Below are 13,951 nucleotides of genomic sequence, written 5' to 3'. Positions count from 1 at the left end.
AGGGCAAATTGCACCTTCCGGCAACAAGACTGAACGGTTCAGTTCACCCCCGGTTGCCCCCATGCGCAAGCCCATCATCGTCATCGCGGCCCTGGCCGCCATCGCTGCCGCCGGCACCTTCGGCTACCGCTGGTGGACCGTCGACCGGTTCTTCGAGACCACCGACAACGCCTATGTGCAGAGCGACACCAGCACGCTCAGCCCGCAGGTCGAAGGCGCGGTGGTGGCGGTGCTGGTCACCGACAACCAGATGGTCAAGGCCGGCGACCCGCTGGTCCGGATCGACGATCGCGACTATCGCGCCCAGCTGGCGCAGGCGAAGGCGGAGCTGTCGGCGCAGCAGGCGACGCTGGCCTCGATCGAGCAGCAGCTGGCGCTGCAGGATTCGATGATCGCCCAGGCCAAGGCCAGCGTCGACCAGGCGGCCGCGACCCTGGCCCAGACCGGCAACGACCTGGAGCGGGCGCGCCGGCTGTGGGAGACCCGCAACGGCAGCCAGCAGGCCTTCGAGACTGCCGACACCGAGCACAAGCGCGCCGACGCGGCTCTCGCCAGCGCCCAGGCGGCGCTGACCAACCAGCAGGGCCAGACCGCGATCCTGCAGGCCTCGCGCCGCCAGGCCCAGGCCCAGATCGAGCGGCTGACCGCATCGGTCGACCTGGCCCAGATCAGCCTCGACCGCACCGTGATCCACGCCCCGGTCGACGGCGTCGTCGGCAACAAGGGCGTCGAGGTCGGGCAGTACGTCAGGGCCGGCACGCAGCTGATGTCCATCGTGCCGCTGCCCAGCGTCTATGTCGTCGCCAACTTCAAGGAGACGCAGCTGGCGGAGATGCGGGTCGGCCAGACGGTGACGCTGTCGGTCGACGCCTTCCCGGGCAAGTCGCTGACCGGCAAGGTCGAGAGCTTCGCTCCGGCCAGCGGCGCCGAGTTCAGCCTGCTGCCGCCGGAGAACGCGACCGGCAACTTCACCAAGATCGTGCAGCGCGTGCCGGTGCGGATCGCGGTGCCGGCCGGCAACCAGCTCAGCGGCCTGCTGCGGCCCGGCCTGTCGGTCGGCGTCGCGGTCGACACGCGCGAGGAGGGCACCGGCCCGCTGCTAGCCAGCGGCATCTTCGGCGCCGCCATGGCCGCCGAGTTCCGGCGGTGAGCTCCACCACCGCCGACGCGCTGCCGGCCGCTGCCTCAGCGGGGCCGGCGGCGCCGAAGCGTGCCGGCGCCAGCACGCGGGAGACGATCGGGTTCTTCACCATGGTCGTCGGCATGTTCATGGCGATCCTGGACATCCAGATCGTCTCCAGCTCGATCAGCGAGATCCAGGCCGGCCTGGCGGCCAGCCCGGACGAGATCAGCTGGGTGCAGACCGCCTATCTGATCGCCGAGGTGGTGATGATCCCGCTGTCGGGGTTCCTCTCCCGCCTGCTGTCGACCCGGATCCTCTACGTCATCTCGGCGGCCAGCTTCACCCTCGCCAGCCTGGCCTGCGCGCTGGCCTGGAACATCGAATCGATGATCGTGTTCCGGGCGCTGCAGGGCTTCCTCGGCGGGGCGATGATCCCGACCGTCTTCGCCGCCTCCTTCATCCTGTTCCCGCCGGAGCGGCGGGCCGGCATCTCGGTGCTGATCGGCCTGGTCGCGACCATGGCGCCGACCATCGGGCCGACGCTGGGCGGCTATCTGACCCAGGCCTTCTCCTGGCACTGGCTGTTCCTGATCAACGTCGTGCCGGGCGTGCTGGTGACCACCGGCGTGTGGTTCCTGGTCAAGTTCGACAAGCCGAACCTGGAGCTGCTCAAGGGCTTCGATTTCGCCGGGCTGGCGCTGATGGCGCTGTTCCTCGGCAGCCTGGAATACGTGTTCGAGGAGGGGCCGCGCTGGGACTGGTTCGAGGACCGGTCGATCTTCACCTTCGCCGTGATCGGGACGCTGGCCGGGATCGGCTTCTTCGCCCGGGTGCTGAGCGCGCGGAACCCGATCGTCGACCTGCGCGCCTTCGCCGACCGCAACTTCTCGCTCGGCTGCCTGTACAGCCTGATCATCGGCGTCGGCCTCTACGGCGCGGTCTACATCGTGCCCCTGTTCCTGGCCCGGGTGCGCGGCCTGAACAGCCTGCAGATCGGCGAGATCATGTTCGTCACCGGCGTGTTCCAGTTCATCTCGGCCCCGCTCGCCGGCATGCTGTCGAAGAAGCTGGACCTGCGGCTGATGCTGGGGATCGGCCTCGTCGCCTTCGGCACCGGGGTCTACATGATGACCTGGATCACCGCCGATTGGAGCTTCTGGGAGCTGTTCTGGCCGCAGGCCGTCCGCGGCGTGTCGCTGATGCTGCTGTTCCTGCCGATCAACACCCTGGCGCTCGGCACCCTGCCGCCCGACAAGATCAAGAACGCGTCCGGCCTCTACAACCTGATGCGCAATCTCGGCGGCGCCTTCGGCCTGGCCGGCATCAACACGGTGATGATCGACCGGGCGGCGCTGCACGGCTCGCGCATCGCCGAGCACATGACCCTGACAAACCCGCAGGTGCAGGCGACGGTCGACAATTTCAGCCAGATGTTCACCGCGTCCGGCCTCGGCAACCCGGACCTCGCCGCGGTGAAGATGCTGGACAACATGGTGCTGAGGCAGGCGCAGGTGCTGACCTTCGCCGACTGCTTCCTGCTGATGGCGCTGCTGTTCTACGCCGGGCTGCTGCTGATGCCGCTCTTGCGCGCGCCGAAGCCGGCCGGGCCTGGCGGCGGCAGTGGGCACTGACCCCGGCAGGGTCAGATCGCCGGCAGCGTGGCCCCGTCCCGGGCATAGACCTGCGCGATCCGGCAGTTGCCCCGATCGTACTGCACCACGATCGCGCCGGGCTGGCCCGGCTGCCGGACCCAGGCCTGGCGCTGATCGCTCAGGTTGTAGTCGTCCTGTCTGCGGGGCGGCACCGGCGCCAGGTCGATGCGGGAGATGCCGCCGGCCGTGAGGCGATAGGGCGCCAGGGCGCCGGCGACGCGGCCGGAGCAGACGTCGTCGTCTCCCATCAGGCTGCGGACCCTTTCGGCCAGCGCCGGATCGGGCGTTGCCGAGGGCGGGACCAGACCGGTGCAGCCCGACAGCGCCAGGATGAAAGCGAGGTTGGGACGAAGCTTGGCCATGCTGATCCCCTACAGCTGGTTTCGCCAGCGAAATGGTACGGCCGACACGTCCGGTCAACCGGGGCACAGCGCAGCGCTGGCCTGAGACGGAAAGGGCCGCCGATCCTGCGACCGGCGGCCCTCGCCCGACCACGCCCGAGGGCGTTACTGGTTCATGCTCTCGAAGAAGTCCGCGTTCGACTTGCTGTGCTTCAGCTTGTCCATCAGGAACTCCATCGCATCCGTCGGGCCCATCGGCATCAGGATGCGGCGCAGCACCCACATCTTCGACATGGTGCCCTTGTCGACCAGCAGCTCCTCCTTGCGGGTGCCGGACTTGCCGATGTCGATCGACGGGAAGGTGCGGCGGTCGGACAGCTTGCGATCGAGAATGATCTCGGAGTTGCCGGTGCCCTTGAACTCTTCGAAGATCACCTCGTCCATCCGGCTGCCGGTGTCGATCAGCGCGGTGGCGATGATGGTCAGGCTGCCGCCTTCCTCGATGTTGCGGGCGGCGCCGAAGAAGCGCTTCGGCCGCTGCAGGGCGTTGGCGTCGACACCGCCGGTCAGCACCTTGCCCGAGGACGGCACCACCGTGTTGTAGGCGCGCGCCAGGCGGGTAATGCTGTCGAGCAGGATGACGACATCCTTCTTGTGCTCGACCAGGCGCTTGGCCTTCTCGATCACCATCTCGGCCACCTGGACATGGCGCGTCGCCGGCTCGTCGAAGGTCGAGGAGATGACCTCGCCCTTCACCGACCGGTCCATGTCCGTCACTTCCTCAGGCCGCTCGTCGATCAGCAGCACGATCAGGAAGGCGTCCGGGTGGTTCTCGGCGATCGAATTGGCGATGTTCTGCAGCATCACCGTCTTGCCGGTGCGCGGCGGCGCCACGATCAGGGCGCGCTGGCCTTTGCCGAGGGGCGAGACCAGATCGATGATCCGGCCGGTCATGTTCTTCTTGGTCGGGTCGATCAACTCCATCCGCAGCGCTTCGTCGGGATAGAGCGGGGTCAGGTTGTCGAAGGTGACCCGGTGCCGGACGTTGTCCGGCTCCTCGAAATTGATCTTGTTGACCTTGGTGAGCGCGAAATAGTGCTCGTTTTCCTTCGGGGCGCGGATCTCGCCCTCGATGGTGTCGCCGGTGCGCACGCCGAAGCGGCGGATCTGCTGCGGCGACACATAGATGTCGTCCGGACCGGGCAGGTAATTCGATTCTGGAGAGCGCAGAAATCCGAAGCCGTCGGGCAGGACTTCGAGCACACCCGATCCAAAAATCGCGACGTCGTTCTCGGCGAGCTGCTTGAGGATGGCGAACATCATGTCCTGCTTGCGCAGCATGCTCGCGTTCTCGACTTCGAGCTCTTCGGCATAGGCGAGAAGCTCGCTGGGAGACTTCTCTTTCAGTTCTTGCAGATGCATGGGGACCCTGATGGGCGTGGACAGATCGCCGGCGGCGCGGCGTCTTTGGATTGATGTCTCGATGGAAGCCTCGGTCCACGGCACGAAGGGCTCGACCGCGCCGGCGCTTCGAATGAGCGCCGGAAGACCGCTGAGAACAGCAGATGGTTATCGAATGACTTGCCGCAAGTCAATCGTGCTGCCGCATCCGGCGGCATATTGCGCCGCCGCGGCAGAAGCGGGAGGATTTATCGAGGGACGGGACATAGTCGATTCATTTTCTGGAGGGGGATCTTCGATGAGGAGCACCGTCGTTCTGGCGGTCGCGGCGGCCTTGGGGCTGGCCGGCTGCAACACGTCGCAGCAAAAGCCCGCCGGACCCACGATCACGATGCAGACCACGCCACAGCCCGGGGACGTGGTGGCGGGCGTGAGACACGCGGAATGTCGCACGCCGCGCGATCGGCCGGGCAACTATCGGTACTCCGGCGGCCCGGGGGACCGGCTGGAGACGGCGATTGTCATCGAGGGCGCTCTCACCGAGGTGAGCGGTGTCAGTGCCGAATACGTCTATGTCGCCCGGCACCTGCCCGGGTGGGCGGTTTGCGGCCAGGCGCTGGTCAATCCCGGGAGCCGGGTCTACGACCAGCTGGATCTGGCGAACGACGCCGGGCACCGCCGGTCGATCTTCTTCGACATCACCAGCTGGTTCGGCAAGCTGTACTGACCGGCTGCTCTGTCAGAACGGCCTGACGATCACCATGATCAGGATGACCAGCAGCAGCAGCGCCGGAACTTCGTTGACGATGCGGTAGAAACGCTCGCTGTGGGGATTGCGGCCCTCGGCGAAACCCCGGCGCCAGCGGATGCACATGTGGTGCAGCACAGTCAGGATGACAACCCCCGTCAGCTTCACATGCAGCCAGCCCTCGGCGAAGAAGGCCCAATCGGTCAGCCACAGCATGGCGATGCCGAACACCCAGGTCAGCACCGCCGAGGGCAGCATGATGCCGCGCATCAGCCGCCGCTCCATCACCCCGAAGCGCTCGTATTCCGGCGTCCCCGGTGTGGTCTGCGAGTGGTAGACGAACAGCCGCGGCAGGTAGAGCATCCCCGCCATCCAGGAGATCACGAAGAAGACGTGGAGCGCCTTGATCCAGGGATAGAGAGCCGCCATTCGATCCTCGCTGTCCGGCCGGCCCCGTCTTCGGGCTCTAGGCCGCCTTGCTGGGACATCCGGAGAACGCCGCCGGGCAGATCCGGCCGCCATCTCCCGCTTCACAGACCGCGCCGGTCCCGCTGGCCGTGCCGCGGCGGTGGCCGCCCCGCACCAGATCCGCCAGGCCGGCGATGAAGCCCTCCTCGGCGCCGACGGTGGCCACCCGCAGGTAGCATGGCGCGCCCGATTCGTCAGCCAGCTTGCGGTATTCGATGTCGAGCTCGACCAGCGTCTCGGAATGCTCGGAGACGAAGGCGATCGGCACCACCACGATCGGCCGCTTGGCATGCGCGGCCTCGTGGATCACCGCCTCGGTCGACGGTTCGATCCATTTCAGCCGGCCGACCCGGCTCTGATAGGTCGAGATCCAGTCGAGATCGGGGATGCCGGAGGCTTCGGCCAGCGCCGCAGCGGTGCGCTCGCACTGCCACTGATAGGGGTCGCCGGCCTTGACGATCTTCTCCGGCAGGCCGTGGGCGGAGAACAGCACCCGCGGCCGGCCGTAACGCGCCGCCTCCTCATGCGCCGCCCGCAGCCCGGCGGCCATGGCGGCGATGAAGCGGTCCTCGGTCGGGTAGCAGCACACCACGCGGGTCGGCGCGTCCAGCCGGGCGATCCTGCAGGCGTCCCGCCACACTCGCAGCGACGACGCCGTCGTGGTCGTCGAGAACTGCGGGTACAGCGGCAGCAGGATCACCTCGTCCGGCGAAAAATCCTTCACCAGCATCGCCGTCTCCTGGCTCATCGGGTGCCAGTAGCGCATGGCGATGAAGGTCTTCACCTCGCCGAGATCCGCCAGCGCCGCCTCCAGCGCCCGGGCCTGCGCCTCGGTGTTGGGCAGGAGGGGCGAGCCGCCGCCGATCTCGGCATAGATGTCCTTGGCCAGGCGGGTCCGCTTCCTGGCGATGGCCCAGGCCAGGATGATCCGGGCCGGGTTCGGGATGCGGATGATCGCCGGGTCGGCGAACAGGTTGAACAGAAAGGGCCGGATCGCGTCCGGATTGTCGGGGCCGCCCAGGTTGAACAGGACGACGGCGATCCGGCGGCTCATTCCCGGTCCCCGCGCAGGTGGCGGACCAGGGCGGCGACATGCTCCGGCGGCGTCTTCTGCAGCACGCCGTGGCCGAGATTGAACACGAAGGGGCCGTGGCCAAGGGCCTCCGTGATCGCATCGGCCGCCCGGATCATCGGTTCGCCGCCGGTCAGCAACAGGACCGGGTCGAGATTGCCCTGCACCGCGGCCTTGGGCTGCAGCACCCGCGCCGCCCAGCCCGGCGGCACGGTGGTGTCGAGCCCGACCGCATCCACCCCGGTGCCGGCGAGGTAGCGCTCATACAGCAGCCCGGCACCGCGCGGGAAGCCGATGATCGGCACCCCGGGCGCCCCGGCCCGCACCGCCGCGACGATGCGCCTGGTCGGCGCGATCACCCAGCGCTCGAACTCCGCCTCCGGCAGCACCCCGGCCCAGCTGTCGAACAGCTGCACCGCCTCGGCCCCGGCGGCGATCTGGCGCAGCAGATAGGCGGCGGTGGCCTCGACCAGCAGGTCGATCAGCCGGCCGAAGGTCTCGGACTCGCCATAGGCCAGCCGCTTGACCACGCCGTACTCCTTGCTGCCGCCGCCCTCGACCATATAGGTCGCGACGGTCCAGGGCGCGCCCGCGAAGCCGATCAGCGCGGTCTCGGGCGGCAGGGCTGCCGCCACCCGCCCGACGGTCTCGTAGACCGGTCCCAGCACCTCGTGCAGCCGGCCGGCGGACAGGCGGGCGATGCCGGCCGCGTCGGTCACCGGCTCCAGCTTCGGGCCCTCACCCTCGACATAGTCCAGCGCCTGGCCCAGCGCGTGCGGCACCACCAGGATGTCCGAGAACAGGATCGCCGCATCCAGCCCGTACCGCCGGATCGGCTGCAGCGTCACCTCCGCGGCCAGCGCCGAGTTGTAGCAGAGGTCCAGGAAGCTGCCGGCCTGGGCCCGGAGGGCACGGTACTCGGGCAGGTAGCGCCCGGCCTGGCGCATCAGCCAGACCGGCGGCCGGGCCAGGGTCTCGCCGGCCAAGGCGCGCAGGAACGGCTTCGCCGGTGTCGCGGACGGTCCTTCCCGGCCCTGCCCATCCTTATCCATAAAAGAGAATCCTTGTTTAGAGGATGTAGTGAATCCCTGTGGATAACGGGGATTGTGACTCTTCCACAATCCATCCACAGGTTTTACCGGCCGGCCCGCACCTCCCTGTGGAAAGCGGGGAAGACGCGCCCGACTCGCTACACCCTTGCCATCGCCCCTGTCCATAACGGGCGGGAGGACTCGGGGTCGCATCACCCGGCCTGGCCGCTGATACGCGGAGGCCGGGAGTCTCGTCCCCAGCCGGACGGAAGAGTCGACGACTCACCGGCAAGCGGGCACAGATCCCGTCAAGCCTCGTGAATCAGGCTTTCATCCCGAATTTGCCCACAGACAATCCCCATGCCTCCGGGATACAAGGGAGGCATGGCGCAGACGAAGACGTTCCATCTACATCTCGTTTCAGACTCGACCGGCGACACCATTCATAGTGTCGCGCGTGCTTGTCTCGCGCAGTTCGAGGGTGCTGAGCCGATCGAGCACTTCTGGAACCTGGTGCGGACCAACCGCCAGCTCGACATGGTGGTCGAGGAGATCCGCGACCATCCCGGCGTCGTCGTCTTCACTTTGGTCGATGACGGGCTGCGCCACCGGCTGATGGATGTCTGCGGCACGATCGGCGTGCCCTGCATCTCGGTGCTCGACCCGATCATGGCCGCGCTGGCCCAGCAGCTCGGCATGGCGGGGCATGGCCGGCCCGGCCGGCAGCACGCGATGGACGCCGCCTATTTCCACCGCATCGAGGCGATGGACTACGCCCTGGCGCATGACGACGGGCACCTGACGGGTGAGCTGCACCAGGCCGACGTCATCCTGATCGGCGTGTCGCGCACCTCGAAGACGCCGACCTGCCTCTATCTGGCCAATCGCGGGGTGAAGGCGGCGAACGTGCCCTTCGTTCCCGGCCTGCCGCTGCCGGACGACCTGCACCGGGTCAGCCGGCCGCTGATCGTCGGGCTGACCAAGGACCCGGAGCGGCTGATCCAGCTGCGCCGCAACCGCATGCAGATGCTGAACCAGGCCCAGACCACCGACTATGTCGACCCCGAGCAGGTGCGGTCGGAGGTGGCGGAGGCGCGGCGCTATTTCGCCAAGCATCGCTGGCCGGTGCTGGACGTCACCCGCCGTGCCATCGAGGAGACGGCGGCGGAGATCCTGTCGCTGCTGGCCCGGCGGGGGCGCAGCGCGGGGATTCCCGGAGAATGAGCATGGTGGTCCTGGCCTCCGGGAGCGCCACGCGGCGGGCGATGCTCGAGGCCGCCGGCGTCGCCGTCACCGTCAGCCCGGCGGCGATCGACGAAGGCGAGGTCAAGGCGTCGATGCGGGCCGAGGGTGCGTCCCCGGCCGACGTGGCCGAGGCGTTGGCGGTGCTGAAGGCGCAGCGGGCGTCGCGGCGACATCCCGGCGCGCTCGTCATCGGCGCCGACCAGATGCTGGATTGCGACGGCGTCTGGTACGACAAGCCGGCCGACCGGGACGCGGCCCGCGACCAGCTGCTGGCGCTGCGCGGCCGCAGCCACACCCTGACCTCGACCGCGGTGGCGGTGCGTGACGGCGCAAGGCTGTGGCATGCGACCGACCGGGCGAAGCTGACCATGCGGCCGTTCAGCCACGTCTTCCTCGAGGGGTATCTCGACGCCGCCGGCGACGCGGTGCTGTCATCGGTCGGCGGCTATCAGCTGGAGGGCCGCGGGGCGCAGCTCTTCGCCAAGGTTGAGGGCGACCATTTCACCGTGCTCGGCCTGCCGCTGCTGCCGCTGCTCGGCTTCCTGCGCGACCACGGGGTGCTGCCGTCGTGACCTTGACCGCGAAGGGCCGCCTGGCCGGGGTGATCGGCTGGCCGGTCGGGCATTCCCGCTCGCCGCAGCTGCACGGCCACTGGCTGGCCCGCTACAACATCGACGGCGCCTATGTGCCGATGGCGGTGCCGCCCGAGCGGCTGGAGGCGGCGCTGCGCGGCGTGGCGGCGCTGGGCTTCCGGGGCTGCAACGTCACCGTGCCGCACAAGGAGGCGGCGATGGCGCTGGTCGACGAGCTCGACCCGCTGGCCCGGCGCATCGCCGCGGTCAACACCATCGTCGTGCGCGAGGATGGCAGCCTGTTCGGCACCAACACCGACGCCTTCGGCTTCCTGGCCAATCTCCAGGCCGGCGCGCCCGGATGGTCGGCCGGCCGCGGCCCGGCGGTGGTGGTCGGCGCCGGCGGCGCAGCCCGGGCCGTGATCGTCGCCCTGGCCGATGCCGGCGTGCCGGAGATCCGCCTGGCCAACCGCACCCGGGCACGGGCCGAGACCCTGGCGGCGGAGCTGGGCGGCCCCATCACCGTGGTCGACTGGGCCGATCGAGGCGCTGCGCTGGACGGCGCCGCCCTGCTGGTCAACACCACGACCGAGGGCATGGTCGGCCGGCCGGCGCTGGACCTGGCGCTCGACGCGCTGCCGGCGGAGGCGCTGGTCAACGACATCGTCTATGTGCCGCTGGAGACGCCCCTGCTGGCCGCCGCCCGGGCCCGGGGCAACCCGGTGGTCGACGGCGTCGGCATGCTGCTGCACCAGGCGCGGCCGGGCTTCGAGGCCTGGTTCGGGGTGGCGCCGATGGTCGATGCCGCGCTGCGGGCGGCGGTGCTGGGGGCCTGAGCGTGAGGATCCTGGGCCTCACCGGCTCGATCGGCATGGGCAAGTCGACGGCGGCGGCGATGTTCCGGCACGACGGCATCGCCGTGCACGACGCCGATGCCGCGGTGCACGGCCTGCTGCGCCGCGGCGGTGCCGCAGTGCCGGCGGTGGCGAAGGCCTTCCCGGAGGCGGTGCGCGACGGCGCGGTCGACCGCAAGGCACTGGGCGCGCTGGTGTTCGGCAAGCCGGAGGCGCTGCGGCGGCTGGAGGCGATCCTGCACCCGCTGGTGCGCCGCCGCATGCGCCGCTTCCTGCAGCAGGCCGGGCGGCGCGGCGACGCGCTGGTGGTGCTGGACATCCCGCTGCTGTTCGAGACCGGCGGCGAGCGCTTCTGCGACGCCGTCGCCGTGGTCAGCGCGCCGCGGCTGATCCAGCGCCAGCGGGTGCTGGCCCGGCCGGGGATGACGCCGGAGAAATTCGCCGCCATCCTGGCGGCGCAGATGCCCGACCGCGAGAAGCGGCGCCGGGCGGATTGGGTGGTGCCGACCGGCCTCGGCCGCCGGCCGACGCGGCTGGCCCTGCGGGCACTGCGGCGGCGGGCGCTGGCCCGGCCGGGGCGGCGCTGGCGGCCCTCATTGAAGGTGGTGTGATGCGCGAGATCGTCCTGGACACCGAGACCACCGGCCTGCATGCGCTGGGCGGCGACCGCCTGGTAGAGATCGGCGGGGTCGAGATGATCAACCACGTCCCGACCGGGGCGCATTACCACGTCTACATCAACCCGGAACGCACCGTGCCGATGGAGGCCCAGCGGGTGCACGGGCTGACCGACGCGTTCCTGGCCGACAAGCCGGTCTTCGCCGAGGTCGCCGGCGGCTTCCTGGACTTCATCGGCGACGCCAAGCTGGTGATCCACAACGCCGAGTTCGACATGGGCTTCCTGAACATGGAGCTCGGCCGGCTCGGCCTGCCGCCGATCCCGATGGCGCGGTCGATCGACACCGTGGCGCTGGCCCGGCGGCGCTGGCCCGGCGCCCAGGCCTCGCTCGACGCGCTGTGCCGCCGCTTCGGCATCGACAATTCCGGCCGCACGCTGCACGGCGCGCTGCTCGATGCCCAGCTGCTGGCCGAGGTCTGGCTGGAGATGTGCGGCGGCCGCGAGCCGGGCCTGGCCATCACCACGACGGTCGAGATCACCGAGACCACCGTGGTGGTCGAGCGCGTCGCCCGGCCGCCGCGTCCGCACGCGCCGACGGCGGAGGAGCTGGCCGCCCATCTCGCCTTCATCCAGGGCCTGACCGACCCGCTGTGGCTGAAGGAAGGCTGAGGGCGGACAACAAGAAGAAGCCCCGCCGAAGCGGGGCTTGGTCTCTACCGTGAAGGGCCGGCGTCAGTTGACGCTGGGCTGGCCCTCGGCCTCCGAGCGGGCGCGCAGGGCGGCCAGCTGGCGGCGGAACAACTCGGTGAAGTCGATCGGCTGGATCAGCAGCGGCGGGAAGCCGCCGTTGCGCGTCGCCTCGGCGATCACCGACCGGGCGAAGGGGAACAGCAGGCGCGGCGCCTCGATCAGCAGCAGCGGCGCCGTCTGCTCCTTGGTCACATTGGCCAGGGCGACCACGCCGCCATAGCTCAGCTCGCACAGGAAGGTGGCGGTGTCGCCGGTCTTGGCCTCGGCCTTGATGTGAAGCACCACCTCGAAGGCGTTCTCGGCCAGCTGCTGGGTGCGGACGTCGACATTGACCGTGACCTGCGGCGGCGTCGCCTGCTGGGTCAGGCTGCGCGGCGCGTTCGGGTTCTCGAAGGACAGGTCCTTGACGTACTGCGCCGAGATCTGCAGCGAGGGCTGCAACTGCTGCGCCGCGTCGGGCTGCTGGTTGTCGTCCGACATGAAAACTCTCCCTGAAACTCTGGCTCGGCTGGCCGGCGAATGACGGGGGTCTCGCTAGCACGGAACCCGTGGCGGCCACAACCGGGGAGGGTACCCGGCTAGGACGGCCGATCGGCGTCCTTGTCGCGCGGCCCGCCCCAGCGCGACTCCTCGATCCGCGGCAGCGACGGGTCGCGGCCGCCTTCGGGCTTCACCTCGGTGTAGTCGGCGTCGATCACCGGGCCCTGTCCACCGGGGCCGCGCCCGCCGGGCCAGACGGTGAAGCCGCCGCGCCGCTTGGCCTGCACGCCGAGCCAGCGGATCAGCATGCGCCGCACCGGCGGCAGCAGCAGCGGCAGCGCCATCAGGTCGCTGAGGAAGCCGGGGAAGATCAGCAGCAGCGCCGCCAGCACCAGCAGGGCGGCATGCGCGACGGGTTCGGCCGGCGGCTCGCCGCGGGCCAGCGCCGCCTGCATCTCGCGCAGCGCCCGCATCCCCTGCCGCTTCAGCAGCAGCGAGCCGATCACGCCGATGGCGACGAACAGCACCAGGGTGGCGAGCACGCCGATCCAGCGGCCGACCACGATGAACACCGTGATCTCGGCCAGGAGCGGGACAAGAAGCAGCAGGGCGAGGAGGGGCATCGGTTTCCCTTGCCGTTTGGGGGTCGGCAGCCTATCTGTCGGGGGCAGGCGTCGTTCCTGACCGCGCATCCTGGCCTGGACGGCTGTCCGCCGAGTGTTTGCTTCATCCGGACGGGCCGACCAAGAGGTAGTGTCGCGCGGCGCCCGGGTCCAGAGCGATGCATTCGGCGCCGGCGCGGGCGCGCGACAAGTGAAGGGAGCGATGGGCGAAGGCTCTTTCCTCGATATCCTGGTTCTGGCGGTGATCGCCGGGTTCCTGATTCTGCGGCTGCGCAGCGTGCTCGGCCGGCGGACGGGGACGGAGCAGCGGCGCCCGAACCCGATCGCCCAGCAGCCGACGCGGCCCGAGGCCCGCACCCCCGACAATGTCGTGACCATGCCGGAGCGGCCGCGTGCCGCCGGCAATGGCGAGGCCGGCCCGGCCAGCGGGCTGACCCAGATCAAGATCGCCGACCGCAGCTTCAGCGAAAACACGTTCGTCGGCGGCGCCCGCGCCGCCTTCAAGATGATCGTCGAGGCCTTCGCCCGCGGCGACACCGCGACGCTGCGCCCGCTCTTGTCCGACGAGCTGTATGACGAGTTCAGCGCCGCGATCCGCGACCGCCTGGCCGCCGGCCACACGCTGGAGGAGACGGTGGAGTCGGTCGACCGCGCCGAGATCGTCGATGCCCGGATGGACGGCCGCACCGCCTTCGTCACCGTGCGCCTGGCCTCGCGCCAGAAGACCGTGCTGCGCGACGCCGACGGCAAGGTGATCGAGGGTAGCCCGGACCAGACGGTCGATGTCACCGACATCTGGACCTTCGCCCGCAACACTCGCGCCACCGACCCGAACTGGGCGCTGGTCGAGACCCGCGAATCCCACTGACCCGCCGATGCCGTCGCTCCTGACCCGTCCGGCCCGGCCCTGTCCGGGCCGCGGGCGGTGGGGCGGGGGTGGCGGCCGCGGGTCCCGGGTGGCCCCGGCCCGCC

Annotated in this window: 16 protein-coding genes; 9 read left to right on the top strand and 7 right to left on the bottom strand. The window is 69.8% G+C overall.

Annotated elements, in window-relative coordinates; translation table 11 throughout:
* Positions 1 to 61 precede the first annotated feature (61 nt).
* Both AAHM41_RS01330 and AAHM41_RS01325 read left to right on the top strand, forming a co-directional pair.
* A complete protein-coding gene (locus AAHM41_RS01330) occupies positions 62 to 1,150 on the top strand; it encodes an HlyD family secretion protein (protein ID WP_342234692.1) in 1,089 nt (362 codons plus the stop codon).
* Positions 1,147 to 2,754 carry a DHA2 family efflux MFS transporter permease subunit gene (locus AAHM41_RS01325; protein ID WP_342234691.1) on the top strand — a complete coding sequence of 536 codons (1,608 nt, stop codon included), beginning with the start codon at positions 1,147 to 1,149 and terminating at the stop codon, positions 2,752 to 2,754. Before AAHM41_RS01330 ends, AAHM41_RS01325 begins: the two co-directional genes overlap by 4 nt.
* A gap of 11 nt (positions 2,755 to 2,765) precedes the next feature.
* On the opposite strand, the gene AAHM41_RS01320 is transcribed toward AAHM41_RS01325, so the two are convergent.
* Both AAHM41_RS01320 and rho read right to left on the bottom strand, forming a co-directional pair.
* Positions 2,766 to 3,137 carry a hypothetical protein gene (locus tag AAHM41_RS01320; RefSeq protein WP_342234690.1) on the bottom strand — a complete coding sequence of 124 codons (372 nt, stop codon included), beginning with the start codon at positions 3,135 to 3,137 and terminating at the stop codon, positions 2,766 to 2,768.
* 144 nt (positions 3,138 to 3,281) lie between these two features.
* The gene (rho, locus tag AAHM41_RS01315) at positions 3,282 to 4,538 is read right to left on the bottom strand and encodes a transcription termination factor Rho (RefSeq protein WP_342234689.1); all 1,257 of its coding nucleotides are present in this window, start codon (positions 4,536 to 4,538) and stop codon (positions 3,282 to 3,284) included.
* 277 nt (positions 4,539 to 4,815) lie between these two features.
* Here rho and AAHM41_RS01310 point away from each other — a divergent pair, with 277 nt between their 5' ends.
* The gene (locus tag AAHM41_RS01310; RefSeq protein WP_342234688.1) at positions 4,816 to 5,244 is read left to right on the top strand and encodes a hypothetical protein; all 429 of its coding nucleotides are present in this window, start codon (positions 4,816 to 4,818) and stop codon (positions 5,242 to 5,244) included.
* A gap of 12 nt (positions 5,245 to 5,256) precedes the next feature.
* Here AAHM41_RS01310 and hemJ read toward each other — a convergent pair whose 3' ends face one another.
* From hemJ to hemE, 3 genes are read right to left on the bottom strand one after another with little or no spacing between them, the layout of a single operon-like run.
* Complete coding sequence (gene hemJ / locus AAHM41_RS01305) at positions 5,257 to 5,694, bottom strand: protoporphyrinogen oxidase HemJ (protein ID WP_342234687.1); 438 nt, start codon at positions 5,692 to 5,694, stop codon at positions 5,257 to 5,259.
* 37 nt (positions 5,695 to 5,731) lie between these two features.
* Positions 5,732 to 6,787 (bottom strand): ferrochelatase, encoded by a 1,056-nt coding sequence (hemH, locus tag AAHM41_RS01300; RefSeq protein WP_342234686.1) that lies wholly within the window; start codon positions 6,785 to 6,787, stop codon positions 5,732 to 5,734.
* Positions 6,784 to 7,857, bottom strand: coding sequence for a uroporphyrinogen decarboxylase (hemE, locus tag AAHM41_RS01295; protein WP_342234685.1), 1,074 nt, complete (start codon positions 7,855 to 7,857; stop codon positions 6,784 to 6,786). Before hemE ends, hemH begins: the two co-directional genes overlap by 4 nt.
* 363 nt (positions 7,858 to 8,220) lie before the next feature.
* Here hemE and AAHM41_RS01290 point away from each other — a divergent pair, with 363 nt between their 5' ends.
* Genes AAHM41_RS01290 through dnaQ form a run of 5 tightly spaced genes read left to right on the top strand, consistent with a single transcriptional unit; the run spans position 8,221 to position 11,795 of the window.
* On the top strand, positions 8,221 to 9,060 hold the full coding sequence (locus tag AAHM41_RS01290; protein WP_342234684.1) for a pyruvate, water dikinase regulatory protein: 840 nt from the start codon (positions 8,221 to 8,223) through the stop codon (positions 9,058 to 9,060).
* Positions 9,061 to 9,062: 2 nt separating this feature from the next.
* On the top strand, positions 9,063 to 9,653 hold the full coding sequence (locus AAHM41_RS01285; protein ID WP_446719427.1) for a Maf family protein: 591 nt from the start codon (positions 9,063 to 9,065) through the stop codon (positions 9,651 to 9,653).
* Entirely contained in the window at positions 9,650 to 10,489 is an 840-nt protein-coding gene (locus tag AAHM41_RS01280; RefSeq protein ID WP_342234682.1) for a shikimate dehydrogenase, read from the top strand. Before AAHM41_RS01285 ends, AAHM41_RS01280 begins: the two co-directional genes overlap by 4 nt.
* Positions 10,490 to 10,491: 2 nt before the next feature.
* Positions 10,492 to 11,118 (top strand): dephospho-CoA kinase, encoded by a 627-nt coding sequence (coaE, locus tag AAHM41_RS01275; RefSeq protein ID WP_342234681.1) that lies wholly within the window; start codon positions 10,492 to 10,494, stop codon positions 11,116 to 11,118.
* Positions 11,118 to 11,795: a DNA polymerase III subunit epsilon gene (gene dnaQ / locus AAHM41_RS01270; RefSeq protein ID WP_342234680.1), complete on the top strand. Its 678-nt coding sequence runs from the start codon at positions 11,118 to 11,120 to the stop codon at positions 11,793 to 11,795. Before coaE ends, dnaQ begins: the two co-directional genes overlap by 1 nt.
* A 63-nt stretch (positions 11,796 to 11,858) precedes the next feature.
* On the opposite strand, the gene secB is transcribed toward dnaQ, so the two are convergent.
* Both secB and AAHM41_RS01260 read right to left on the bottom strand, forming a co-directional pair.
* Positions 11,859 to 12,356 (bottom strand): protein-export chaperone SecB, encoded by a 498-nt coding sequence (gene secB, locus AAHM41_RS01265; protein ID WP_342234679.1) that lies wholly within the window; start codon positions 12,354 to 12,356, stop codon positions 11,859 to 11,861.
* A 98-nt stretch (positions 12,357 to 12,454) separates the two neighbouring features.
* Positions 12,455 to 12,979 carry an FxsA family protein gene (locus AAHM41_RS01260; RefSeq protein ID WP_342234678.1) on the bottom strand — a complete coding sequence of 175 codons (525 nt, stop codon included), beginning with the start codon at positions 12,977 to 12,979 and terminating at the stop codon, positions 12,455 to 12,457.
* Positions 12,980 to 13,181: 202 nt separating this feature from the next.
* Between AAHM41_RS01260 and AAHM41_RS01255 the strand changes: the two genes are divergently transcribed.
* Positions 13,182 to 13,847 carry a Tim44/TimA family putative adaptor protein gene (locus AAHM41_RS01255; protein WP_342234677.1) on the top strand — a complete coding sequence of 222 codons (666 nt, stop codon included), beginning with the start codon at positions 13,182 to 13,184 and terminating at the stop codon, positions 13,845 to 13,847.
* Positions 13,848 to 13,951 lie beyond the last annotated feature (104 nt).

This window comes from Inquilinus sp. OTU3971, from assembly GCF_038440215.1.
Note: the sequence above shows the minus strand (reverse complement) of the source record. Positions and strands in the feature narration are given on the sequence as shown.

Excerpts from the sequence above, each read along its gene's own strand:
- hemJ (WP_342234687.1), bottom strand. The coding sequence starts at position 5,694 with ATGGCGGCTCTCTATCCCTGGATCAAGGCGCTCCACGTCTTCTTCGTG.
- AAHM41_RS01255 (WP_342234677.1), top strand. The coding sequence starts at position 13,182 with ATGGGCGAAGGCTCTTTCCTCGATATCCTGGTTCTGGCGGTGATCGCC.
- dnaQ (WP_342234680.1), top strand. The coding sequence starts at position 11,118 with ATGCGCGAGATCGTCCTGGACACCGAGACCACCGGCCTGCATGCGCTG.
- hemE (WP_342234685.1), bottom strand. The coding sequence starts at position 7,857 with ATGGATAAGGATGGGCAGGGCCGGGAAGGACCGTCCGCGACACCGGCG.
- hemH (WP_342234686.1), bottom strand. The coding sequence starts at position 6,787 with ATGAGCCGCCGGATCGCCGTCGTCCTGTTCAACCTGGGCGGCCCCGAC.
- AAHM41_RS01260 (WP_342234678.1), bottom strand. The coding sequence starts at position 12,979 with ATGCCCCTCCTCGCCCTGCTGCTTCTTGTCCCGCTCCTGGCCGAGATC.
- AAHM41_RS01290 (WP_342234684.1), top strand. The coding sequence starts at position 8,221 with ATGGCGCAGACGAAGACGTTCCATCTACATCTCGTTTCAGACTCGACC.
- rho (WP_342234689.1), bottom strand. The coding sequence starts at position 4,538 with ATGCATCTGCAAGAACTGAAAGAGAAGTCTCCCAGCGAGCTTCTCGCC.
- AAHM41_RS01320 (WP_342234690.1), bottom strand. The coding sequence starts at position 3,137 with ATGGCCAAGCTTCGTCCCAACCTCGCTTTCATCCTGGCGCTGTCGGGC.
- secB (WP_342234679.1), bottom strand. The coding sequence starts at position 12,356 with ATGTCGGACGACAACCAGCAGCCCGACGCGGCGCAGCAGTTGCAGCCC.
- AAHM41_RS01285 (WP_446719427.1), top strand. The coding sequence starts at position 9,063 with ATGGTGGTCCTGGCCTCCGGGAGCGCCACGCGGCGGGCGATGCTCGAG.
- AAHM41_RS01310 (WP_342234688.1), top strand. The coding sequence starts at position 4,816 with ATGAGGAGCACCGTCGTTCTGGCGGTCGCGGCGGCCTTGGGGCTGGCC.
- AAHM41_RS01330 (WP_342234692.1), top strand. The coding sequence starts at position 62 with ATGCGCAAGCCCATCATCGTCATCGCGGCCCTGGCCGCCATCGCTGCC.